Source organism: Pseudomonas sp. MRSN 12121, assembly GCF_000931465.1.
Taxonomy (GTDB): domain Bacteria; phylum Pseudomonadota; class Gammaproteobacteria; order Pseudomonadales; family Pseudomonadaceae; genus Aquipseudomonas.
Genome location: NZ_CP010892.1, coordinates 451792 through 473896, shown reverse-complemented (window position 1 = coordinate 473896; position 22105 = coordinate 451792). Strand labels below are relative to the sequence as shown.

Here is a 22105-nt window from a genome sequence, read left to right as displayed (position 1 = left end):
AACAACCAAGAAGACTGGATGAAAACCCGCGACCGGATACTCGAATGTGCCCTGCAGTTGTTCAACCAGAAGGGCGAACCCAATGTCTCGACCATGGAAGTTGCCAATGAAATGGGGATCAGCCCCGGCAACCTCTACTACCACTTTCACGGCAAGGAGCCGCTGGTGCTCGGGCTGTTCGAACGCTTCCAGCAGGAACTGACGCCGCTGCTCGATCCTCCCGCCGATGCCCACCTGGCCCCCGACGACTACTGGCTGTTCCTGCACCTGATCGTCGAGCGCCTGGCGCACTACCGTTTCCTGTTCCAGGACCTGTCCAACCTGGCCGGGCGCCTGCCGAAGCTGGCCAAGGGCATCCGCAACCTGCTCAACGCCCTGAAACGAACCCTGGCTTCACTGCTGGCCAGGCTCAAGGCCGCGGGACAACTGGTCAGCGATACCCAGGCGCTAGGGCAACTCGTCGAACAGATCACCATGACCCTGCTGTTCTCGCTGGACTACCAGCGCATTCTCGATCGCGAAGGCGAAGTGCGCGTGGTGGTGTACCAGATCATGATGCTGGTGGCGCCGCACCTGCTGTTGCCGGCCAGGCTGGCCACCGAGCAAATGGCCCTGCGTTACCTCGACGAGCACGACTGAGCCTGGCAAGGCCCACAAACAAAAACGCCCGACCTTGGCAGGCCGGGCGTTTTTGCATGCCCCGAGATACTCAGGACTGACTGGTTGGCGTCGAAGGAGCTGGCGCGGCAGTCGGGGTCACAGCGGGAGTCGGTGCGGCGGCGGAATTCGCCGAACTGACCGGTGCCGCCGGCTTGGCGGCGACCGCTGGCTTTGGCGTAGCAGCCTTTGCGGCTACCGTTTTTTTCACCGCGGGTTTCTTGGCTACCGCAGGTTTCGCGGCGGGCTTGGCGGCTGCGGGTTTCGCAGCGGGCTTGGCTGCCGGTTTGGCGGCAGGCTTGGCTGCTGGCTTGGCCGCTACCGGTTTGGCCGCAGGTTTTGCAGCCGGCTTGGCGGCGGCAGTCTTGGCGGCAGCCGGTTTCGCCGCAGGCTTGGCTGCTGCTTTGGCCGGTGCCTTGGCGGCCGGTTTGGCTGCCGGTTTCGCGGCGGCCTTTACCAGGGGCTTGGCTGCGGGTTTGGCGGCTGGCTTGGCAGCGGCAGTCTTGGCCGCGACCGGAGCCACCTTGGCGCCTGTGAGTTTTTCGATTTGCTTGGTCAGGGTATCGACCTTGCTGTGCAGCGCCTTCACTTCATTGCGACTGGGCACGCCCAGACGCGAAATGGCACTGTTCAAGCGCTTGTCGAATGCACCTTCCAGTTCGTCCCACTTGCCCAGCGCGCGCTCCTTGACGCCACTGATACGCGATTTGGCCGAGCTCGCAGAGTCCTTGGCCGCGTCGACTTTCTTGCCGACGGCGCTTTTGGTGAGCTTCTCGGCTTTCTCGCCGTCTTTGACCAGCGACTCGAAAAGCTTGCTGCCGTCAGTGTCGATTTTCGAGTACACGCCTAAACCAGCAAGCCAGATTTTACGGGAGTAGTCTTCGACCTTCCCGATCCACGAGCTGCCTTCTTTTTCAGTATTCTTTTTACCAGCCATCCCGTTCTCCTTAATGTTTACGCGCGACACGTTCGAGCAATGCCGTCAGCTCATCGAGCTTAGCAGAGAGTGTCTCAACGTCATGTTTAGACGGAATGCCGATGCGATTCAAGGCACTTGCGACGCGCGTGTCAAAAGCCCTTTCGACTTTATCCAGCTGCACTTCGACCTTGCCTCTGAGACTGGTGACATCACCCTTCACACTGTCAATCTGACTGTTGGCGGCCTCAAGTTGTTCAGTCACAACCTTTTTGCCTCTCTTTTCAACGGATTGACCGGCCTTGACGAGTTCCTGGAAGTACTCGCTGCCCTCTTGGCCGACCTTGGTGTAGGCCCCCAGGCCCGCCAGCCAGATCTTGCGGGCATAGGATCTGACTTCACCCAGAGTGGTTGATGCGGCATCAACTTTTTTCTTCAGAATGGCTTTGGCCATGGTGCACCTCACGCGCGGAAGGTTTGAGGAACGGCCCGCAGAAAGTGGGCTCAGGCACAAAAGTAGTGAGAAAAATTAGAATCGGCACCCTAACCAATGTCATGCAAGGCGTGGTAGCCGCGGCCGTCAGGCTGGCCGGCAAATCCCCTCCTGGACGTCATTGCGACGCCCGGAATCGCCGACCACCCGGCCGCTCTATAAAGAAGCTCAGACCAGGGCCTTATCCAGGGCCTTCTCGATTTCCGACTTGATCATGCCGCTCATGGCGGACATCAACAGGCCCAGCTCGACATCGACCCGGATCGAGTCGTCGCCTACCTGTACCGCGCCTTTGACCCCGGACCGCTTGAGGTTCAGGGTATCGCCCGACCACTGCGGCTCCAGGCCATACTGATCGGCCAGTTTCTGCGCCAACTGGTCAGCCTTTTCACGGGCTGCTTCCTTACCCAGGCCATGGGCACGCTCAACACTTATACGGGCCATTGAATGACTCCTGCTTTATCGGGACTTGCCTGAAGCGTCTTGAACTGCGCTGCGTCAAAACGCCCCGGTGCTTCACTATCTTACATTCAGCCTTGCCAAGACAAAGGCCGCCACCGGGATTAGAATGTCCCGCATTCTTTTTTGGTGACCGCGATATGACTGACCAGCGCAAAGGCAGCGATGCCGAACCCACCACTCACTTCGGCTTCAAGAACGTTCCGGAAAGCCAGAAGGCGGAAAAAGTCGCTGAGGTATTCCACTCGGTAGCCGCCAAGTACGACCTGATGAACGACGTTCTGTCCGGCGGCATGCACCGCCTGTGGAAACGCTTCACGATCGAACTGTCCGGGGTGCGCCCTGGCAACCGGGTGCTGGACATCGCCGGCGGCACCGGTGACCTGACCCGCAAGTTTTCCCATCTGGTAGGTCCTTCCGGGCAAGTGGTGCTGGCGGACATCAACGCCTCCATGCTCAAGGTCGGTCGCGACCGCCTGCTCGACAAAGGCGTGGCCGGCAATATCGAATTCGTCCAGGCCGACGCGGAAAAACTGCCCTTCCCGGACAACCATTTCGACGTTGTGACCATCGCTTTCGGCCTGCGCAACGTGACGCACAAGGAAGATGCCCTGCGCTCGATGCTGCGGGTGCTCAAGCCTGGTGGCCGCCTGCTGGTGCTGGAGTTCTCCAAGCCGACCAACACGCTGATGTCCAAGGTCTACGACGCCTACTCGTTCGCCTTCATGCCGCTGGCCGGCAAGCTGATCACCAACGACTCGGAAAGCTATCGCTACCTGGCCGAATCGATCCGCATGCACCCGAACCAGGAAACCCTGAAGTCGATGATGGTCGAGGCCGGCTTCGACCGCGTGACCTATCACAACATGACCGCGGGCATCGTCGCCCTGCACCGCGGTATCAAGCCCTGATGTTGTTCAGCGGCCTGCTTGCCAGCGTCGAACACGGCCTCAACCGTGTCCTGCGCCTCGACAGCACGGCCTTGCCACGCTTGCAGCCGTTGCACGGCAAGGTCATCGCCGTCGATTGCCGCAATCCGGGCGTGCAGTTGTTCGTCATTCCCGGCGACGAGGGGCTGACCCTCGCCGCCCACTGGGCCGCCGACGTCGACTGCACCCTGCGGGCCCCCGCTTCGAGCCTGGTGCGCCTGGCCCTGAGCCGGGACAAGACCTCGGTGCTGCACAGCCCCGAAGTCGAGCTCGATGGCGACAGCGGCGTACTGCTGGAACTGGCCGCCACCCTCCAGGACCTGGAGCTGGACTGGGAGTACGAACTCTCGCGCTGGCTGGGCCCGGTGGCCACCCCGCTGCTCAGCGGCCACCTGCGCAGCCGCGCACGCTGGTATCGCCAGGGTTTCGCCAGCCTGAACCAGAACCTGGCCGAATACCTGGCCGAAGAGTCGCGCACCCTGGTGGGCCAGCACGAAGCCGAAGCCCGTTTCAGCGAACTGGACCAGGTCAAGCTCGACCTGGAACGCCTCGAGGCGCGTTTCGAGCGCCTTTCCCGATCCCTTGACCCAAGCGATAACGCATGAAGCTGCTTGCCGTCCGCCGTTTGTTGCGCATCCAGCGCGTCGTGATCCGCTACCGCCTCGATGACCTGCTGTTCGCCCTGCCGCTGCCCTGGTTCCTCCTGGCACTGCGCTATGCCCTGCCCTGGCGCTGGTTCCCGCGCAAGCCACTGGAGCTGAGCCGCGGCGCGCGCCTGCGCCTGGCCTTGCAGGACCTGGGGCCGATCTTCATCAAGTTCGGGCAGATTCTTTCGACCCGCCGCGACCTGCTGCCCGAGGACATCGCCGACGAGTTGATGCTGCTGCAGGACCGCGTACCGCCTTTCGACTCGAAGAAATCGGTGGCGCTGATCGAGGAGCAACTGGGCAAGAAGATCGGCGACGTCTTCAGCCGCTTCGACATCGAACCCCTGGCCTCGGCCTCGGTGGCCCAGGTCCACGCGGCCAAGCTGAAAACCGGCGAAGAGGTGGTGGTCAAGGTGATCCGCCCGGGCCTCAAGCCCGTCATCGCCCAGGACCTGGCCTGGCTGTTCATCCTCGCCCGCGCCGCCGAAAAGCTCTCGGCCGACGCCCGCCTGCTGCACCCGGTGGATGTGGTCAGCGATTACGAAAAGACCATCTACGACGAACTCGACCTGCTGCGCGAGGCGGCCAACGCCAGCCAGCTCAAGCGCAACTTCGAGGGCTCGCCGCTGCTCTACGTGCCGCAGGTCTACTGGGACTGGTGCCGGCCGAAAGTGCTGGTCATGGAGCGCATCTACGGCATCCAGGTGACGGACCTTGCCACCCTCGCCGACCAGCGCACCGACATGAAGATGCTCGCCGAGCGCGGCGTGGAGATCTTCTTCACCCAGGTGTTCCGCGACAGCTTCTTCCACGCCGACATGCACCCGGGCAACATTTTCGTCAGCACCGTGCAGCCGTGGAGCCCGCAGTACATCGCGATCGACTGCGGCATCGTCGGCAGCCTGACCCCGGAAGACCAGGACTACCTGGCCCGCAACCTGTTCGCCTTCTTCAAGCGCGACTACCGCCGGGTGGCGCAGTTGCACATCGATTCGGGCTGGGTGCCGGCCGAGACCAAGCTCAACGAATTCGAAGCGGCGATCCGCACCGTGTGCGAACCGATCTTCGAAAAACCGTTAAAGGATATTTCCTTCGGCCAGGTGCTGATGCGCCTGTTCCAGACCGCTCGCCGCTTCAACATGGAAGTGCAGCCGCAATTGGTATTGCTGCAAAAGACCCTGCTGAACATCGAGGGCCTGGGCCGTCAGCTGTACCCGGAGCTGGACCTGTGGAACACCGCCCAGCCGTTCCTCGAACGCTGGATGCGCGAGCGCGTCAGCCCGAAAGCCTTGCTGGGCAACCTGCACAGCCAGGTCGAGCAACTGCCGCACCTGGCCAACATGACCCGCGACCTGCTCGAGCGCATGTCCCAACCCCATGCCCAGGACCCGGCACCGCCCTGGCAGCGGCGCAAGGACGACTGGTTCCTGCGCCTGCTCGGCGCGGCGCACCTGGGTGGCGGGGCGATCCTCGCGGCAGGCGGCCCCTTGAACCAACTGGGTCACTGGCCGGCCGGCATCATGGTTGCCGTGGGCTTGTATCTGGTCGTGCGCCGATAGCCAGCCGGGCTAGCGGCTGGCACACTGTTTCCCATCGCCGAGGCTCGACGAGCACGTCGAACCCTGTTGTCGGAGTCGAAGATGAAAGATTGGCTGGACGAGATCAAATGGGACGCTGACGGCCTGGTGCCGGCCATCGCCCAGGATCACAAGACCGGACGCGTGCTGATGATGGCCTGGATGAATCGCGAAGCGCTGAGCCTGACCGCCGCCGAAAACCGTGCCATCTACTGGTCACGTTCGCGTGGCAAGCTATGGCGCAAGGGCGAAGAGTCCGGGCATGTGCAGAAGCTTCATGAAATGCGCCTGGACTGCGATGCCGATGTCATCATCCTGATGGTCGAACAGATCGGCGACATCGCCTGTCACACAGGCCGCCAGAGCTGCTTCTACCGTGTCTACGAAAACGGCGGCTGGAAAACGGTCGACCCGGTACTCAAAGACCCGCACGCGATCTATCAAGCAGGACACTGAACATGAGCGATACCCTGACCCGTCTGGCCCAGGTGCTGGAGGAGCGCAAAGGCGCCGCCGCCGACACCTCCTATGTCGCCAGCCTGTACCACAAGGGCCTGAACAAGATTCTGGAAAAGGTCGGCGAGGAATCGGTGGAAACCATCATCGCCGCCAAGGACGCCGCCAGCAGCGGCGACTGCAGCGATGTGATCTACGAAACCGCCGATCTCTGGTTCCATACCCTGGTCATGCTCGCCCAGTTGGGGCAGCATCCGCAGGCCGTTCTCGATGAACTGGACCGCCGCTTCGGATTGTCCGGACACGCCGAGAAAGCCTCGCGCCCGTCCGCCTGAACATCATTTAGAGAGGAAACGCAGCATGGGCATTTTTGACTGGAAACACTGGATCGTCATCCTGGTTGTCGTGGTGCTGGTGTTCGGCACCAAGAAACTGAAAAACCTGGGCACCGATGTCGGCGAGTCGATCAAGGGCTTTCGCAAGGCCATGAACGATGACGAGAAGCCGGCCGAACCAGCCGTACCGCCGACCGCGCAGGCCACATCGCCGGTCCAGCCGCAGCCCAGCGCTCCGCTGAACCAGCCGCACACCATCGACGTGCAGGCGCAGAAAGTCGAAGAGCCGACCCGCAAAGACTCGTGAGCACTGACTAATGTTTGGGATCAGCTTCTCTGAACTGCTGCTCGTCGGCCTGGTGGCCCTGCTGGTGCTCGGGCCCGAGCGCCTGCCGGGCGCCGCGCGCACCGCAGGTCTGTGGATCGGCCGCCTGAAGCGCAGCTTCAACGCGATCAAGCAGGAAGTTGAGCGGGAAATCGGTGCCGATGAAATCCGTCGGCAACTGCACAACGAACACATTCTGTCGCTGGAACAGGAAGCGCGGAAAATCCTCAATCCGACCCAGCAGCAACCGACACCGGTGGAGCCCGTGGCCGAGCAGAGCATTCATGCCCCCGCCGCGGCGCCTGAAGCGCCAGCCGGCGCGGGCGCCGCAAGCCCGGTTGCCGAACCGGCTGCGCCCGTGACCACGCCTGTCGCGCCAGCCCCCCACGACCCCACTTTGCCGCCGCGAGCCCCATGAGCGATATTCCGGAAAACGACCAACACATGCCGCTGGTGTCGCACCTCACCGAGTTGCGCACCCGGCTGCTGCGCTGCGTGGCGGCGATCTTCCTGATCTTCGCCGGGCTGTTCGCCTTCACCCAGCAGATCTACACCATCGTCTCCACGCCGCTGCGCCAGTACCTGCCAGTGGGCGCGACGATGATCGCCACCGACGTCGCGTCGCCGTTCCTGACGCCACTGAAACTGACGATGATGGTCTCGCTGTTCCTGGCGATCCCGGTGATCCTGCACCAGATCTGGGGCTTCATCGCGCCCGGCCTGTACAAGCATGAAAAGCGTATTGCCGTGCCATTGCTGGTCTCCAGCATCCTGCTGTTCTACATCGGCATGGCCTTCGCCTATTTCCTGGTGTTCCCGCTGATCTTCAAGTTCTTCGCCGCGGCCACCCCGGCCGGCGTGGAGATGATGACCGACATCACCAGCTACCTCGATTTCGTCATGACCCTGTTCTTCGCCTTCGGCGTGGCGTTCGAGATCCCGGTGGCGGTGGTCCTGCTGGTGTGGATCGGCGTGGTCGACGTCGCCTACCTGAAGAAGATCCGCCCCTACGTGATCATCGGCTGCTTCGTGGTCGGCATGATCCTCACCCCGCCGGACATCTTCTCCCAGACCCTGCTGGCGGTGCCCATGTGGCTGCTGTTCGAGATCGGCATCCTGTTCGGCAGCCTGATCAGCAAGCGCGGCGACCACCCGGACGACCGGCCGGCCGAAGACCACGACGACCAACCCCCAGCGACCCAAGCGTGAACCTGCTGCTGCTCGAGGAGGCCGACTTCATCGCGGCCGACCGGGTGATCCTGCGCGATCGCCGCCTGACTCACATGCAGGAAGTCCACCGTGCCGCGGTGGGCGACAGCCTGCGGGTGGGCCGGATCGGCGGCCTGATGGGCTCCGCCGAACTGCTGCGCCTGGAAGCCCGGGAAGCCGAGCTGCGCGTCAGCCTCGACCAGCCACCGCCCGCCAAATTGCCGCTGACCCTGGTGCTGGCCCTGCCACGCCCGAAAATGCTCCGTCGGGTGTTGCAGACCGTCGCCGCCATGGGCGTGCCGCGCCTGGTGCTGGTGAACAGCTACCGGGTCGAGAAAAGCTTCTGGCAGACCCCCTTCCTCGAACCCGAGGCGATTCGCGAACAGCTGATCCTTGGCCTGGAACAGGCACGCGACAGCGTGCTGCCGGAAGTGGTCATCGAAAAACGCTTCAAGCCCTTCGTCGAAGACCGTCTGCCGGCGCTGGTCGAGGGCACCCTCGGGCTGGTCGGCCATCCCGGCCAGTACCCGGCCTGCCCGCGCGGCCTGGACGAGCCGGTGACATTGGCCATCGGCCCCGAAGGCGGCTGGATTCCCTATGAAATCGACCTGCTGGGCAAGGCCGGCCTGCAACCGGTGCAACTCGGCGAACGCATCCTGCGGGTCGAAACCGCCGTTACCGCCCTGCTCGCCCGCCTGTTCTGATCCCCACCTAAACAGGTAGGAGCGAGGCTTGCCCGCGATAGCGGTGTCCCCGACACGACGTCATCGCGGGCAAGCCTCGCTCCTACATCTGTACAGCTTCAGATTTATCTGACGCAGCCGATAGTCTCCCTACAAAACCGAATAATGGTCCAAGGGAGTTCGCGGCATGTACCGTTGGTTAGCCCAGAGTCTGGGAAATGTGAGCGTCAACCTCAAACTCGGCATCGGCTTCGGCCTGGTGCTGCTCCTGACCCTGCTCATCACCGCGACTGGCTGGACGGGCCTGGGCAACGTGATCGAGCGCGGTGACAAGCTGGGCTACATCTCGTCCCTCAACGAGCTGACCAAGGATCTGCGCAATGCGCGCCTGGACTACGAGATGCGTCGTGGCGAACAGGGGCCGGGGCCGGTCAGCGATCTCCTGAACAAACTCGACGAGGGCCTGCAGGCCGCCCGCAAGATGCTCGAGCAGCCTGAAAGCATCGCCATGATCGACCAACAGCTCGCCGCTGTCGGCGAATACAAGGCGGCCTTCGCCGACATCACCCGTGCCACCGCCAGCCGCGAGGCCGCTCGCGCCAAGCTCGGCGCCACTGCCGACAACGCCGTGGCTCGGGTCGCCGAAGTGGAGAAAGCCATGCTGCAGGGCGACAGCGTGGCGCAGTTCAACAGCGTCATCGACCTGAGCAAGCTGATCCAGCAGGCACGCTTCCAGGTCCGCGGCTACACCTACAGCGGCAAGGCCGAGGCCGAACAACCGGCGCTGGACGCCATCGACAACGCCCTGAACAACCTCGTCAGCCTGCCGAGCCGGCTGCCGGAACAACACCTGCCCAACCTGCAACAGGCCAGCGACTCGCTGAAGGGCTACCGTGCCGCGGTCAGCGAGTTTCGCGATTCCCAGGTGGCCAGCGCCACCGCGCTCAAACGCATGGCGGCCCAGGGCGATCGCCTGATGGACATCAGCAAGCAACTGACCGCCGCGCAGACCGAAAAACGCGACAGCGACGCCGCCCGGGCCAAGAGCACCCTGGCCATCGTCACCGCCCTGGCCCTGCTGTTCGGCCTGATCGCCGCCTGGAGCATCACCCGGCAGATCGTTACCCCGCTGCGCCAGACCCTTGAGGTGGTGGAACGCGTCGCCTCCGGCGACCTCAGCCAGAACCTGCAGGTGACGCGCCGCGATGAACTCGGCCAGTTGCAACGGGCCATGCAACGCATGACCCAGGGCCTGCGCGAGCTGATCGGCGGGATCAGTGACGGCGTCACCCAGATCGCCAGCGCCGCGGAGCAGTTGTCGGCCGTGACCGAACAGACCAGCGCCGGGGTCAACAACCAGAAGATCGAGACCGACCAGGTCGCCACCGCGATGAACGAAATGGCCGCCACGGTCCAGGAAGTCGCGCGTAACGCCGAGGAAGCCTCGGAAGCGGCGGTTGCCGCCGACCAGCAAGCCCGCGAAGGCGACAAGGTGGTGGGCGAGGCCATCGCGCAGATCGAGCGCCTGGCAGCCGAAGTCGGCAACTCCACCGAGGCCATGGGCCACCTGAAGCAGGAAAGCGACAAGATCGGCAGCGTGCTCGACGTGATCAAGTCGGTCGCCCAGCAGACCAACCTGCTGGCGCTCAACGCCGCCATCGAGGCCGCCCGCGCCGGCGAGGCCGGGCGCGGCTTCGCGGTGGTCGCCGACGAAGTGCGCAGCCTGGCGCAGCGCACCCAGAAGTCCACCGAAGAGATCGAGGAATTGATCCTCGGGTTGCAGAACGGCACCCAGGAAGTGGCGACCATCATGGACAACAGCCGCAACCTGACCGACAGCAGCGTCGAGCTGACCCGCCGCGCCGGCGGCTCGCTGGAGAGCATTACCCGCACCGTCTCGGCGATCCAGGCCATGAACCAGCAGATCGCCGCCGCGGCCGAGCAGCAGAGCGCGGTGGCCGAGGAAATCAACAGGAGCGTGCTGAACGTGCGTGACGTGTCCGAGCAGACCTCGGCCGCCAGCGAGGAAACGGCGGCCTCCAGCGTCGAGCTGGCGCGCCTGGGGACCCATCTGCAGACCCTGGTCGGGCGTTTCCGGGTTTGATGCTGTCCCTGTAGCCGCTGCCGAGCCCGCGAGGCTGCGAACGAGGACGAAGTCCTCGCCAGGGGCGGAATGTGCGCTTTGCCTGAAAGAACACATCGCCCGGGTGCGGGCGCTTCGCACCCGATCGCAGCCTCGCGGGCTCGGCAGCGGCTACAGGACGTATTACCAGGCCAATACCTGGTGGCTTACAACACCTGCCGCAGGAACGCCTGGGCCCGCGGGTCTTGCGGTGCATCGAAGAACGCCGCTGGCGAGGCGTCTTCCAGCAGTTTGCCGTGATCGAAAAACAGCACCCGATCCGCCACTTCCCGGGCAAACCCCATTTCGTGGGTCACGCAGACCATGGTCATGCCTTCCTGGGCCAGGGTCTTCATCACGTCCAGCACCTCGCCGACCATTTCCGGGTCCAGCGCCGATGTCGGCTCGTCGAACAGCATGACCTTGGGCTCCATGGCCAGCGCCCGGGCAATGGCCACGCGCTGCTGTTGACCGCCAGACAACCGCGACGGGAACTCATGGGCCTTCTGCGCGATACCGACCTTCTCCAGCAATGCCAGAGCCTTGGCCTCGCGCTCCTGCTTGCCGCGCTTGCGCACCACCTTCTGCGCCAGGCAGAGGTTGTCCAGCACGGTCATGTGCGGGAACAGGTTGAAGTGCTGGAACACCATGCCGACTTCGCGGCGGTAGGCGTTCACGTCGGTCTTCGGGTCGGCCAGTTGCAGGCCGTCGATGCTCACCGAGCCGGAATCGAACTGTTCCAGGCCGTTGAGGCAGCGCAGGAAGGTCGACTTGCCGGAGCCGGACGGGCCGATCACCACCAGCACTTCGCCCTTGGCCACGCGGGTGGTGACGTTATCCACCGCACGGACCACCTGGCCCCGGGTGTCGAAGACTTTTACCAGATCGCGGACTTCAATCACTTTGCGCGAGCCTCCGCTCAAGCCGGCTGGCCATCTTCGACAGCGGCAGGTTGATCAACAGGTACAGGGCCGCCACGCAGAACAGGATCTCGAACGGCGAAAACGAGGTGGTGATGACTTCGCGCCCGCTCTTGAGCAGCTCGGTGATGGCGATCACCGACACCAGCGAAGTGTCCTTGACCAGGCTGATGAACTGCCCTGCCAGCGGCGGCAGCACGCGTTTGAAGGCCTGGGGCAGGACCACATGGCGCATCGACTGGCTGGCATTGAGGCCCAGGGAGCGCGCAGCTTCGTTCTGCCCGCGGGCGATGGACTGCACGCCGGCGCGGACGATTTCCGCCACATAGGCGCCAGTGAACAGCGACAGCGCGGCGATCCCGGCAAACTCGCGGGACAGGTTCAGCACCGTGCCGATGAAGAAATAGAAAATGAAGATCTGCACCAGCAGCGGCGTACCGCGCACCAGTTCGACATAGATAGTCGACAGGTCCCGCAGGGTCGGGTTGTTCGACAGCCGGCAAAGCCCGGTCGCCAGGCCGATGAACAGGCCCAGCACGCCGGAAACCACGGACAGCCACAAGGTGGTCCACAACCCCAGCAGCAGCGGCCCGGCCGCCCAGTGGCGGGTCACGCCAATCACATCGCCTTCGGCCACATCGTCGCCACGGGCGACCTGCAGGCTGCTCTCGTCGACCGTCAGCCGTTGCTCGCTCCCCGCGTCGTTACGCAGCGTGACCTCGGCCTTGCCGCCTTGGCGGACCACTTCACTGACGGTGGCGATGTCCGATGCCCGCTGCGATTCCTCGGCCTGGTAGGCGAAGTACTGCGGCACGCGGTTCCAGCGCCATTCGTAGGACATCAGCGAGGTGGCGTAGTACAGCGCGCCGGCCACGCCGATCAGCACTAGCACGGTCAGCGCGTGCCAGGGCCATTGGGCTTTTTTATGTTTGATCACTTTGCAGGTTCCAGCCGTTTGCAGCGGGGAAGTTCGGTATCGCCGATCAGGACGCCTTCGCGGGCAAGCCTCGCTCCTACAGGGATTGCGCAAGTCTGTAGGCGCGAGGCTTGCCCGCGAACGGGGCGACCCGGTCTGTCTGAGCGAGCGTTATTCCATGTCCTTGAGCCACTCGGTGCTCTTGAACCACTTGTCATGGATACGATCGTAGGTGCCGTCTTCGTGGATCTGGTGCAGGAAGTTGTTGATGAAGTTGAGGCTGTCGTAGTCGCCCTTCTTCAGGCCGAACGCCAGGGGCTCGTAGGTGAACGGCTTGTCGAGGAACACCAGCTTGCCGTTGCCGACCTTGCTCAGCGCCACCACGTTGTACGGGGCATCGTAGATGAAGGCGTCGGCCTTGCCGTTGACCACGTCGAGCACGGCTTCCTGCTCGTTGTCGTAGCCGTGGTACTTGGCCTTGGCGATCAGCTTCTTGGCGACTAGCTCGCCGGTGGTGCCCAGCTTGGACGTGATGCGGTAATCGGCGGTGTTCAGGTCTTTATAGGACTTGATGGTGCCTTCCAGCTCCTTGCGGATCAGCAGCGTCTGGCCGACCACGATGAAGGGTTCGCTGAAGTTCAGGCGCAGGTTGCGCTCCTGGGTCAGGGTCATGCCGCTGCCGATCATGTCGAACTTGTCGGTCAACAGGGCCGGGATGATGCCGTCGTAACCGGTGGAGACCAGTTCGAGCTTGACGCCCATCGCCTTGGTCATGGCCTTGAGCAGGTCGACCTCGAAACCGATGATCTCGCCGCGCTTGTTGGTCATCTCGAACGGCATGTAGGTCGGGTCCATGCCGACTTTCAGCGTGCCGCGCTTGACCGCGTCGTCGATGGCGCCAGCCTGGGCGGCATTGACCGCGACCAGTGCCGTGACGCCGAGCAGCAGCATCGAGAGATACTTCTTCATCTTCAAGTCCCCTGAACCCATTTTATTGTGAGGCGAACCCGCGGCCGGTTTTCCTGGAAAACCGGCAGATACGGACAGCAGGTGGCCCGCTCGCGGCAATTCGGGGTGCGATGCTAACTCACCCGGCCGTTTGCACAAGGGTTTACGCAGGATTTGTTGTTACAGACGGGGCGATAAGCCGGGCCCACAAGCAACAACGCCCTTGAGCGGACTCAAGGGCGTTGTCATCAGGCCGGTTGGGCGATTGCCGCTTGCGGTCGCAACGGCAGCAACGGCGCGTGCGGATCTTCATCCACCGATTGCCGCCAGGCGCTCAGCCACTCGGCGTGGCCTTCGCTCCAGACCTGCTCGTGCAGGCGGGCCAGGGCCACCGGGTCGCTCAGCAGCGCCAGGCGCTCGCCGTTGTTCAGGGCCGCCGGCCCCACTTTCAGCGCATGGCGCACCCGCTCGATACGCAACCACTCGATCGGTTCGGCCACGCCGTGCCGGGAAGTCGCCAGGGCACAGGCCAGGGCGTTCTGCTGCGGATCGACCACCGCCCGGATGAAACCGTCGTTCAGCGCGTGCCAACGGTTTTCATGGGTGTACTGGTCGGTGGACAGCAGTTCCTGCGGCGGCGCGTATTCCTCGGGGATCAGGAACAGGTTCTCGTCGCGGGACTTCAAGCCCAGGCCAACCCGGCTGGAGATCACCGACACCGGGATCGACAGCATCAGCGAACCGACGATCGGCACCAGCCACCAGAGGAAGCTCGGGTTCAGCCAGATCACCAGCAGCGCCCAGCAGAAGCCCAGCAGAGTCTGCGGGCCATGGCGGCGCACGGCTTCGCTCCATGGCGTGGAGTCGTCGTCACGCTGTGGCGAGTTCCAGGTCGCGGCCCAGCCGAGGAACGCGGCGAGGACGAAGCGGGTGTGGAAAATCATCCGCACCGGCGCCAGCAGCATGGAGAACAGCATCTCCAGCAGCATCGACAGGGTCACCTTGAACTTGCCGCCGAACTCTTTCGCGCCCTTGGCCCAGATCAGGATGATGCTCAACAGCTTCGGCAGGAACAGCAGCACGATAGTGGTCGAGAACAGCGCGATCGCCTTGTCCGGATGCCACTGCGGCCACAGCGGATAAAGCTGCCGCGGCTCGAGGAAGTACTGCGGCTCCATCAGGGTGTTGACCGCCAGCAGGGCCGTCGACAGCACCAGGAAGAAGAACCACAGCGGCGCCGACAGGTAGGACATCACGCCGGTAAGGAACACCGCGCGGTGCACCGGGTGCATGCCCTTGACCAGGAACAGGCGGAAGTTCATCAGGTTGCCGTGGCACCAGCGGCGGTCGCGCTTGAGCTCGTCCAGCAGGTTCGGCGGCAGCTCTTCGTAGCTGCCCGGCAAGTCGTAGGCGATCCACACGCCCCAGCCGGCACGGCGCATCAGCGCCGCTTCGACGAAGTCGTGGGACAGGATCGCACCGGCGAACGCGCCTTTGCCCGGCAACGGCGCCAGGGCGCAGTGCTCGATGAACGGCTTCATGCGGATGATCGCGTTATGCCCCCAGTAGTGGGATTCGCCCAACTGCCAGAAGTGCAGGCCAGCGGTGAACAGCGGACCGTAGACCCGGGTGGCGAACTGCTGCATGCGCGCATACAGGGTGTCCATGCCCGAGGCTTTCGGCGCGGTCTGGATGATGCCCGCGTCCGGCGTGGCTTCCATCAGGCGCACCAGGCTGGTCAGGCATTCGCCGCTCATCACGCTGTCGGCGTCGAGGACCACCATGTACTTGTAGTCGCCGCCCCAGCGCCTGCAGAAGTCGTCGAGGTTGCCGCTCTTGCGTTTGACCCGACGGCGACGGCGGCGATAGAAGATCTTGCCGAAACCCTTGGTTTCGCGGCAGACGTCCAGCCAGGCCTGCTGCTCGGCCACGCAGATATCGGTGTCGTTACTGTCGCTGAGCACGAAGAAGTCGAAGCGGTCCAGGTCACCAGTGGCCGCGACCGACTCGAAGGTCGCCCGCAGGCCGGCGAACACCCGCGGCACGTCTTCGTTGCAGATCGGCATCACCAGGGCGGTGCGCGCATCCTGCGGAATCGGCTCGTTGCCGGCGCTCTTGCCGGAAATGCGGTATTTGTCGTGGCCGGTGAGCAGCTCGAGGAAGCCCATCAGCGCCGTCCAGAAACCGGCCGATACCCAGCAGAACAGGATGCCGAACAGAATCAGGATGCTGGTCTGCAAGGCGTACGGCAGGACCTGGGTCGCGGTCTGCATCAGCGGTTGATGCAGGACCTCTTCCAGGTCGACGAACGACCAGCCCTGGTACGGCATGATGCCTTTCATGTACCAGCCGGCCACGATGGTCTGGCCGAGCATCAGCAACAGCAGGATATAGCGACGGATCGAACCGACGGTGCGCCAACGCGCCGCCGGCAGCACCCGCTCGTCCTTCTTCGGCGCCGGCGGGTTGGTACGCCCGGTCAGGCGCCGCCAGCCACGCACCAGGATGTTGGTGCGCCACGGCTCGGGAACCACCTTGGTCCGCCGGATCGGTGGCGTGGCCTTGAGGCACACGCGGCCGGCGGCATCGACCGCGAGCATCTCGGCGTCTTCCAGCTCCTCGGCGCTATTGAGCGTCAGCCGGCGGCCCACCGAGGCCTGGGCGGCATCGGCGGGCGCATCGAAGGTCGTGGACGACAGGCGTTCGTGCAGTTCACTGAAGGACTTGCAGCCCGCGAGTTCCGCGCGCTGCTCATCGGTCATCGGCAGGTGCGCCAGGTACTCGGCAAGAGTTTCTGGCTGTGCTTGAGAGTTACTCATCGGCAGGCAACTGGTAGCTCCAGGTCTCGGTCAGGACTTGCTCGGTCGGGACAGATTCCGGTGTGGCTGGGGCCGCCTCGGCAGCAGGCTGCTTGGCGTCTTTGGCGTGCTTGGCGTCCTTGGCCGGCTTGGCGTCAGCCTGCTTGGCGTCCGCTTCCTTCTTCTCCTGCTGCTTGGCCGCGACCTTGTCGGCCTTGGCGATGGAGGAGCTGGAAGCCGGCACGGCCTTGGCCGGCTCGACAGGCGTGGCGTTCTTGACCAGGGCCGCGCGCATCTCGGTGGCTTTGCTCGGGTCCTTGATCTTCATCCGCAGGGTCAGGCGCCAGCCCTTGGTTTCAGGGTTGTAGCGCACGCTGTTTTCCACCAGCTCGGCATTGTCGCCGACGCTGACCTGGCTACGCACTTCGGTGTCTTCCGGCAGGGCTGCGAGGGACGGGCCTTCGAAGTCCACCAGGTAAGCCACGCTGCCATCCGGCTGGCGGATCAGGTTGGATTGCTTGACGTCGCCAGTGGAGCGCAGGGTCTGCTCGACCCAGGAGCTGTCCGGCGAATGCAGGGACGCTTCGTCCATGGTCCAGTGCAGGCGATAGGCGAAATCGAACGGCTGGCCAGGCTCAGGCTGCTTCTCCGGGCTCCAGAAGGCAACGATGTTGTCGTTGGTCTCGTCCGCGGTCGGGATTTCCACCAGGTCGACGGTGCCCTTGCCCCAGTCGCCCTTCGGCTCGATCCAGGCGCTTGGGCGCTTGTCGTAGCGGTCGTCGAGGTCTTCGTAGTGGCTGAAGTCGCGACCACGCTGCAGCAGGCCGAAACCGCGCGGGTTCTCTACCGAGAAGTTGCTCACGGCCAGGTGTTTCGGGTTGTTCAGCGGACGCCAGATCCACTCGCCATTGCCGGCATGGATCGACAGGCCGCTGGAGTCGTGCAGCTCGCGACGATAGTTGAGGACTTTCGACGGCTGGTTGGCGCCGAACAGGAACATGCTGGTCAGCGGGGCGATGCCCAGCTTGCCAACCTTGTCACGCAGGAACATCCGGGCCTTGACGTCGACGATGGTGTCGGTGCCCGGACGCAGGGTCAGGCGGTAGGCGCCGGTGGCGCGCGGCGAGTCCAGCAGCGCGAAGATCACCAGGTGCTTGTCGGTCGGCTTGGGTTGCTGGATCCAGAACTCGGTGAAGCGCGGGAACTCTTCTCCGGACGGCAGCGCGGTGTCGATGGCCAGGCCACGGGCCGACAGACCATAGACGTGACCCTTGCCGACGACGCGGAAGTAGCTCGCGCCGAGCATGGTCATGATTTCGTCCTGCTTGTCCGCCTTGTTGATCGGGTACAGCACGCGGAAGCCGGCATAGCCGAGCTGTTCGGTGGACTTGGGATCGAACTTGAGGTCGCCGAAATCGAAGCGGGACGGGTCGTACTTGATCTCTTCGACGGTGCTCGCGGTGATTTCGTTGATTTTCACCGGCGTGTCGAAATGCATGCCCTGGTGATAGAAGGACAGCTTGAATGGGGTTTTCTGCTTCGCCCACTCGGCCTTTTCGGTCAGGAAGCGGATTTTCTGATAGTCCGCGAATTTCATTTCACGAAATTCGTTCGGCAGGTTACTGCGCGGGGCCTCGTACTTCTGCGCGGCCAGATCCTTAGCCTTGGCCGATACATCATCCAGATTGAATGCCCAGAGTTGGCCGGCGCTGAGCAGGCACAACAGTGCAGAGCCTGTCAGCAGTGCGTTTCGTAACCGTTTGGCAGACAATTTTGGTGCATTACAGGGACTAACAATCACGAGCAACCCTCGCCGAAAACAGATCAAAAAACCAACGGCCAGCTATCTATATGCCAGGTTGGCGAGCATTGTTCCGACTCCGATGGGGCTAAATGATTCCCCAAACGGTTCCGAACAAGTCTCTACCTAAGTCAAAAACGGACCAACGAACGCTGATCCCCGTAGCGCGCGATTATCTAGTAGGCCGCGTTACAACGCATCAGGGGCGACCAAGTATTTATCGCGAAAAACGCCCATTTTCGGACGGTTTCGACCGAAAAAGATGTTTCAAGCACTTTCAGGTCTGTAACAGGAAGGTTACCGGGCCATCATTGACCAGGTGAACCTGCATGTCCGCGCCGAAACGCCCTGATGCCACTTTGCCATGCAACTGTTGCGCCTTGCACAATAAATAGTCAAAAAGTTCTTCGCCGAGGGCCGGCGGGGCCGCCGTGGAAAAGCTCGGGCGCAGGCCGCTCCTGGTGTCCGCGGCCAGGGTGAACTGCGAGACCAGCAGCAACCCGCCCTCCACATCGGCCAGGGACAAATTCATCTTGCCCTCGGCATCGCTGAACACTCGATAGTTAAGCAGCTTGTGCAGGAGCTTGTCGGCGCTGGCGCGGGTGTCCCCGGGCTCTACCGCGACCAGCACCAGCAGCCCCTGGTCCACCGCGCCGACAATCTCGCCCGCCACTTCGACCCGCGCGCCGCGCACGCGCTGCAACAGGCCCTTCATGCTTCTTCGGGCGGCAGGTCGAGCAAGCGCCGCGCCATCTGGTCGGCGGCCCGCACCAGCGCATCGGTAATGCCCGGTTCGGAAGCGGCGTGACCGGCGTCGCGGATCACCAGCAGTTCGCTGTTCGGCCAGGCCTGGTGCAACTCCCAGGCGTTGTCCAGCGGGCAGATCACGTCGTAGCGGCCATGCACGATCACCCCGGGGAGATGGGCGATCTTGCCCATGTCGCGAATCAGCTGGTTCGGCTCAAGGAATGCATGATTGGTGAAGTAGTGGCATTCGATCCGGGCAATCGACAGCGCGCGCTGCGGCTCGGAGAAACGATCGACCACCAGCGGGTTCGGCCGCAGGGTGGCGGTGCGCCCTTCCCAGATCGACCAGGCCTTGGCCGCGTGCATCTGGGCGATCTGGTCGTTGCCGATCAGACGCTTGTGGAAGGCGCCGAGCAGGTCGTCGCGCTCCTCCGGCGGAATCGGCGCCACGTAGTCCTGCCAGTAATCGGGAAACAGGCGGCTGGCGCCGGCCTGGTAGAACCATTCGATTTCCTGCGGACGGCACAGGAAGATCCCCCGCAGGATCAGGCCGTGGACACGCTCAGGATGGGTTTGCGCATACGCCAGGGCCAGGGTCGAACCCCAGGAACCACCGAACACCACCCACTTTTCGATCCCCAGGTGCAGGCGGATCCGCTCGAGGTCGGCGACCAGGTCCCAGGTGGTGTTGTTTTCCAGGCTGGCGTGCGGCGTGGAACGCCCGCAACCGCGCTGGTCGAACGTGACGATGCGGTACAGGTTCGGATCGAAGTAGCGGCGACTCTGCGCATCGCACCCGGCCCCCGGACCGCCGTGGATGAACACTACCGGCAAACCTTCGGGCGAACCGCTCTCGTCGACATACAGCACATGGGGTTCGTCGACAGCCAGATCGTGCCGGGCATAGGGTTTGATCTGCGGGTACAAAGTCTGCATTGCGCGCTCCGTAAGGGGTCGAGGTCATCCCTGATGGGGACTTCAATTATTCTGCCGTCCGGCATCATAAACCCGAATCACGGAATGAGCATGTCCTTGGAGACTTTGGGGTTGTTTGCGGGTTTTGCGCTGCCGTCGAGGGCCCATCGCGAGCAAGCTCGCTCCTACAAGGTGTGAGTCGTTCCTAGTAGAAGCGAGCGATCGCGGTGGTCAGCCGTAGCGCTTCTGACCCCAGGCCAGCAGGCCTTGCAGCAATTGCTTGAGCACCACCTGGGTCGGCGCCGCCAGATCGTCGCGATAGCGGAACGGCTCGAACTCTTCCATGTAGGTGCTCTGCGCCAGCTCCAGCTGCACCGCATGGATGTTCTCGGCCGGGTTGCCGTAGTGCCGGGTGATATGGCCACCCTTGAAGCGGCCATTGAGCACATGGCTGTAGCCATCATGACGCGCGCAAATCGCCTCCAGCTGGCTGGCCAGCTCGACATCGCAGCTGGCGCCGTTGAAGGTACCCAGGTTGAAGTCCGGCAGCTTGCCTTCGAACAGATGCGGAATCAGCGAACGGATCGAATGCGCATCGAACAGCAAGGCATAGCCGAACTCGGCCTTGAGCCGCGCCAGTTCCTGTTGCAGGGTCCGGTGATACGGCGTCCAGACCTGCTCCAGGTAAGTCGCGCGCTCCTGCTTCGATGGCTCCTGCCCTTCACGAAACAACGGCACACCGTCGAACAGCGTGGCCGGGTACAGCCCGGTGGTGGCGCCGACATATAAAGGCTTATCGTCGGACGGACGGTTGAGGTCGATGACGAAACGCGAGTATTCCGCCGCCAGGGTGCTGGCGCCCAGCTCTTCGGCAAAGGCATAGAGCCGCGGGATGTGCCAGTCGGTATCCGGCAGGCTTTGCGCCTCGGGGATCAGCCCGGCCTCGACCGCCGGCGTCAGGCGCAGGCCGGCGTGGGGCATGCTGATCAGCAGCGGCACCCGGCCTTGTTTGAAACTCAGAACCTTATCCACAGCCCTTCTCCTATAAATCCACTTCAACGCCGTGGCGCACGACGCGTTTTTCCAGGTCGCCGCCCAGCCAGTAGGCCAGGTCGGCGGGACGATCGATCTGCCAGGCGACGAAGTCCGCCACCTTGCCGGCCTCCAGCGAACCGTGGGTCTTGTCCATGCCCAGCGCGGTCGCCGCATGCAGGGTCACGCCGGCCAGGGCTTCTTCCGGGGTCATGCGGAAACAGGTGCAGGCCATGTTCAGCATCAGGCGCAGCGACAGCGCCGGCGAGGTGCCGGGGTTGAGGTCGCTGGCCACGGCGATCTTCACCCCGTGCTTGCGCAGGGCCTCCATCGGCGGCAACTGGGTTTCGCGCAGGAAATAGAACGCGCCCGGCAGCAGCACGGCCACGGTGCCGGCCCGGGCCATGGCGATGGCGTCGTCCTCGGTCATGAATTCCAGGTGGTCGGCCGACAGCGCGTGGTAACGCGCCGCCAGGCTGGAGCCATGCAACGACGACAGCTGCTCGGCGTGCAGTTTCACCGGCAGGCCGAGCCGCTGCGCGGCAATGAACACCCGCTCCACCTGCTCCGGCGAGAACGCCAGGTATTCGCAGAAGGCATCCACCGCGTCCACCAGCCCCTCGGCCGCCAGCGCCGGCAGCATCTCGGCGCAGATATGTTCGATGTAGTCGTCCGCGCGCTCGGCGTATTCCGGCGGCAAGGCATGAGCCGCCAGGCAGGTGCTGCGCACGCTGACCGGCAACTCGGCGCCCAGGCGCCGGACCACCCGCAGGATCTTGCGTTCGCTGGCCAGGTCCAGGCCATAGCCGGACTTGATCTCGACGCTGGTGACGCCGTCGCGCAGCAGGCTCTTCAGGCGCTTGCGCGCGCTGTCGAACAGTTCGTCCTCGCTCGCTGCGCGGGTCGCCCGCACGGTGCTGGCGATACCGCCACCGGCGGCGGCGATCTCGGCGTAGCTCACCCCTTGCAGGCGCTGCTCGAACTCGCCGCTGCGATTGCCGCCGAACACCGTGTGGGTGTGACAGTCGATGAGGCCCGGGGTGACCCAGGCCCCCGCCAGGTCATGCCGCTCGGCATAGTTGCCGGCCGGCACTTCGCTGCGTGGGCCGATCCACTCTATGAGCGCTCCTGACGTCACGATGGCAGCATCCTCGATGATCGAGTAAGTACCTTGCGCCATGCTTGCGACATGACAGTGTTGCCAGAGAGTTTTCATCCAG

Annotated in this window: 23 protein-coding genes and 1 pseudogene; 12 read left to right on the top strand and 12 right to left on the bottom strand. The window is 63.7% G+C overall.

The window, feature by feature from the left end:
- Positions 1-18 precede the first annotated feature (18 nt).
- Positions 19-639, top strand: a complete 621-nt coding sequence (locus TO66_RS02100) for a TetR/AcrR family transcriptional regulator (protein ID WP_044460760.1) — start codon at positions 19-21, stop codon at positions 637-639.
- 70 nt (positions 640-709) lie between these two features.
- On the opposite strand, the gene TO66_RS02095 is transcribed toward TO66_RS02100, so the two are convergent.
- The 3 genes from TO66_RS02095 to TO66_RS02085 all read right to left on the bottom strand — a co-directional run bounded on the left by TO66_RS02095 (position 710) and on the right by TO66_RS02085 (position 2510).
- Positions 710-1594, bottom strand: coding sequence for a phasin family protein (locus TO66_RS02095; RefSeq protein WP_044460759.1), 885 nt, complete (start codon positions 1592-1594; stop codon positions 710-712).
- A gap of 10 nt (positions 1595-1604) precedes the next feature.
- Positions 1605-2027 carry a phasin family protein gene (locus TO66_RS02090; protein WP_044460758.1) on the bottom strand — a complete coding sequence of 141 codons (423 nt, stop codon included), beginning with the start codon at positions 2025-2027 and terminating at the stop codon, positions 1605-1607.
- A 207-nt stretch (positions 2028-2234) separates the two neighbouring features.
- On the bottom strand, positions 2235-2510 hold the full coding sequence (locus tag TO66_RS02085; RefSeq protein WP_007925878.1) for a polyhydroxyalkanoic acid system family protein: 276 nt from the start codon (positions 2508-2510) through the stop codon (positions 2235-2237).
- Between the two features lie 155 nt (positions 2511-2665).
- Between TO66_RS02085 and ubiE the strand changes: the two genes are divergently transcribed.
- The 11 genes and pseudogenes from ubiE to TO66_RS34200 all read left to right on the top strand — a co-directional run bounded on the left by ubiE (position 2666) and on the right by TO66_RS34200 (position 10790).
- Positions 2666-3436 (top strand): bifunctional demethylmenaquinone methyltransferase/2-methoxy-6-polyprenyl-1,4-benzoquinol methylase UbiE, encoded by a 771-nt coding sequence (gene ubiE / locus TO66_RS02080; protein ID WP_044460757.1) that lies wholly within the window; start codon positions 2666-2668, stop codon positions 3434-3436.
- Complete coding sequence (locus TO66_RS02075; protein WP_044460756.1) at positions 3436-4059, top strand: SCP2 domain-containing protein; 624 nt, start codon at positions 3436-3438, stop codon at positions 4057-4059. The genes ubiE and TO66_RS02075 overlap by 1 nt, the downstream gene beginning before the upstream one ends.
- Positions 4056-5660 (top strand): ubiquinone biosynthesis regulatory protein kinase UbiB, encoded by a 1605-nt coding sequence (gene ubiB / locus TO66_RS02070; RefSeq protein WP_044460755.1) that lies wholly within the window; start codon positions 4056-4058, stop codon positions 5658-5660. The genes TO66_RS02075 and ubiB overlap by 4 nt, the downstream gene beginning before the upstream one ends.
- A gap of 81 nt (positions 5661-5741) precedes the next feature.
- Complete coding sequence (gene hisI, locus TO66_RS02065; protein WP_044460754.1) at positions 5742-6134, top strand: phosphoribosyl-AMP cyclohydrolase; 393 nt, start codon at positions 5742-5744, stop codon at positions 6132-6134.
- A 2-nt stretch (positions 6135-6136) separates the two neighbouring features.
- Positions 6137-6469, top strand: coding sequence for a phosphoribosyl-ATP diphosphatase (locus tag TO66_RS02060; protein WP_044460753.1), 333 nt, complete (start codon positions 6137-6139; stop codon positions 6467-6469).
- A gap of 25 nt (positions 6470-6494) precedes the next feature.
- Positions 6495-6776, top strand: coding sequence for a twin-arginine translocase TatA/TatE family subunit (locus TO66_RS02055; protein WP_044460752.1), 282 nt, complete (start codon positions 6495-6497; stop codon positions 6774-6776).
- 10 nt (positions 6777-6786) lie between these two features.
- Entirely contained in the window at positions 6787-7212 is a 426-nt protein-coding gene (tatB, locus tag TO66_RS02050) for a Sec-independent protein translocase protein TatB (RefSeq protein WP_044460751.1), read from the top strand.
- Complete coding sequence (gene tatC, locus TO66_RS02045; protein WP_044460750.1) at positions 7209-8003, top strand: twin-arginine translocase subunit TatC; 795 nt, start codon at positions 7209-7211, stop codon at positions 8001-8003. The genes tatB and tatC overlap by 4 nt, the downstream gene beginning before the upstream one ends.
- The gene (locus tag TO66_RS02040; protein ID WP_044460749.1) at positions 8000-8707 is read left to right on the top strand and encodes a 16S rRNA (uracil(1498)-N(3))-methyltransferase; all 708 of its coding nucleotides are present in this window, start codon (positions 8000-8002) and stop codon (positions 8705-8707) included. The genes tatC and TO66_RS02040 overlap by 4 nt, the downstream gene beginning before the upstream one ends.
- 166 nt (positions 8708-8873) lie before the next feature.
- Positions 8874-9935: pseudogene (locus TO66_RS34205) on the top strand (methyl-accepting chemotaxis protein); the annotation flags it as partial.
- Complete coding sequence (locus TO66_RS34200) at positions 9918-10790, top strand: methyl-accepting chemotaxis protein (RefSeq protein WP_409077176.1); 873 nt, start codon at positions 9918-9920, stop codon at positions 10788-10790. The pseudogene TO66_RS34205 and the gene TO66_RS34200, both read left to right, overlap by 18 nt.
- A gap of 185 nt (positions 10791-10975) precedes the next feature.
- Here the strand turns inward: TO66_RS34200 and TO66_RS02030 are convergent, their stop codons facing one another.
- The 9 genes from TO66_RS02030 to hutI form a co-directional block, all read right to left on the bottom strand.
- On the bottom strand, positions 10976-11710 hold the full coding sequence (locus tag TO66_RS02030; protein WP_044460747.1) for an amino acid ABC transporter ATP-binding protein: 735 nt from the start codon (positions 11708-11710) through the stop codon (positions 10976-10978).
- Entirely contained in the window at positions 11703-12662 is a 960-nt protein-coding gene (locus TO66_RS02025) for an amino acid ABC transporter permease (protein ID WP_409077175.1), read from the bottom strand. The genes TO66_RS02030 and TO66_RS02025 overlap by 8 nt, the downstream gene beginning before the upstream one ends.
- 153 nt (positions 12663-12815) lie before the next feature.
- On the bottom strand, positions 12816-13613 hold the full coding sequence (locus TO66_RS02020; protein WP_044465927.1) for a transporter substrate-binding domain-containing protein: 798 nt from the start codon (positions 13611-13613) through the stop codon (positions 12816-12818).
- A 227-nt stretch (positions 13614-13840) separates the two neighbouring features.
- On the bottom strand, positions 13841-16411 hold the full coding sequence (gene mdoH / locus TO66_RS02015) for a glucans biosynthesis glucosyltransferase MdoH (RefSeq protein ID WP_044460745.1): 2571 nt from the start codon (positions 16409-16411) through the stop codon (positions 13841-13843).
- Positions 16404-18191: a glucan biosynthesis protein G gene (locus TO66_RS02010; protein ID WP_044465926.1), complete on the bottom strand. Its 1788-nt coding sequence runs from the start codon at positions 18189-18191 to the stop codon at positions 16404-16406. Before TO66_RS02010 ends, mdoH begins: the two co-directional genes overlap by 8 nt.
- Positions 18192-18468: 277 nt before the next feature.
- Positions 18469-18906 carry a D-aminoacyl-tRNA deacylase gene (gene dtd, locus TO66_RS02005; RefSeq protein ID WP_044460744.1) on the bottom strand — a complete coding sequence of 146 codons (438 nt, stop codon included), beginning with the start codon at positions 18904-18906 and terminating at the stop codon, positions 18469-18471.
- Entirely contained in the window at positions 18903-19874 is a 972-nt protein-coding gene (gene pip, locus TO66_RS02000; protein ID WP_044460743.1) for a prolyl aminopeptidase, read from the bottom strand. The genes dtd and pip overlap by 4 nt, the downstream gene beginning before the upstream one ends.
- Positions 19875-20084: 210 nt before the next feature.
- Positions 20085-20885: an N-formylglutamate deformylase gene (gene hutG, locus TO66_RS01995; protein WP_044460742.1), complete on the bottom strand. Its 801-nt coding sequence runs from the start codon at positions 20883-20885 to the stop codon at positions 20085-20087.
- A gap of 10 nt (positions 20886-20895) precedes the next feature.
- Positions 20896-22101: an imidazolonepropionase gene (hutI, locus tag TO66_RS01990; RefSeq protein ID WP_044460741.1), complete on the bottom strand. Its 1206-nt coding sequence runs from the start codon at positions 22099-22101 to the stop codon at positions 20896-20898.
- Positions 22102-22105: the final 4 nt, after the last annotated feature.

Excerpts from the sequence above, each read along its gene's own strand:
- TO66_RS02100 (WP_044460760.1), top strand. The coding sequence starts at position 19 with ATGAAAACCCGCGACCGGATACTCGAATGTGCCCTGCAGTTGTTCAAC.
- TO66_RS02095 (WP_044460759.1), bottom strand. The coding sequence starts at position 1,594 with ATGGCTGGTAAAAAGAATACTGAAAAAGAAGGCAGCTCGTGGATCGGG.
- TO66_RS02090 (WP_044460758.1), bottom strand. The coding sequence starts at position 2,027 with ATGGCCAAAGCCATTCTGAAGAAAAAAGTTGATGCCGCATCAACCACT.
- TO66_RS02085 (WP_007925878.1), bottom strand. The coding sequence starts at position 2,510 with ATGGCCCGTATAAGTGTTGAGCGTGCCCATGGCCTGGGTAAGGAAGCA.
- ubiE (WP_044460757.1), top strand. The coding sequence starts at position 2,666 with ATGACTGACCAGCGCAAAGGCAGCGATGCCGAACCCACCACTCACTTC.
- TO66_RS02075 (WP_044460756.1), top strand. The coding sequence starts at position 3,436 with ATGTTGTTCAGCGGCCTGCTTGCCAGCGTCGAACACGGCCTCAACCGT.
- ubiB (WP_044460755.1), top strand. The coding sequence starts at position 4,056 with ATGAAGCTGCTTGCCGTCCGCCGTTTGTTGCGCATCCAGCGCGTCGTG.
- hisI (WP_044460754.1), top strand. The coding sequence starts at position 5,742 with ATGAAAGATTGGCTGGACGAGATCAAATGGGACGCTGACGGCCTGGTG.
- TO66_RS02060 (WP_044460753.1), top strand. The coding sequence starts at position 6,137 with ATGAGCGATACCCTGACCCGTCTGGCCCAGGTGCTGGAGGAGCGCAAA.
- TO66_RS02055 (WP_044460752.1), top strand. The coding sequence starts at position 6,495 with ATGGGCATTTTTGACTGGAAACACTGGATCGTCATCCTGGTTGTCGTG.
- tatB (WP_044460751.1), top strand. The coding sequence starts at position 6,787 with ATGTTTGGGATCAGCTTCTCTGAACTGCTGCTCGTCGGCCTGGTGGCC.
- tatC (WP_044460750.1), top strand. The coding sequence starts at position 7,209 with ATGAGCGATATTCCGGAAAACGACCAACACATGCCGCTGGTGTCGCAC.
- TO66_RS34200 (WP_409077176.1), top strand. The coding sequence starts at position 9,918 with ATGCAACGCATGACCCAGGGCCTGCGCGAGCTGATCGGCGGGATCAGT.
- TO66_RS02020 (WP_044465927.1), bottom strand. The coding sequence starts at position 13,613 with ATGAAGAAGTATCTCTCGATGCTGCTGCTCGGCGTCACGGCACTGGTC.
- mdoH (WP_044460745.1), bottom strand. The coding sequence starts at position 16,411 with ATGAGTAACTCTCAAGCACAGCCAGAAACTCTTGCCGAGTACCTGGCG.
- dtd (WP_044460744.1), bottom strand. The coding sequence starts at position 18,906 with ATGAAGGGCCTGTTGCAGCGCGTGCGCGGCGCGCGGGTCGAAGTGGCG.
- pip (WP_044460743.1), bottom strand. The coding sequence starts at position 19,874 with ATGCAGACTTTGTACCCGCAGATCAAACCCTATGCCCGGCACGATCTG.
- hutI (WP_044460741.1), bottom strand. The coding sequence starts at position 22,101 with ATGAAAACTCTCTGGCAACACTGTCATGTCGCAAGCATGGCGCAAGGT.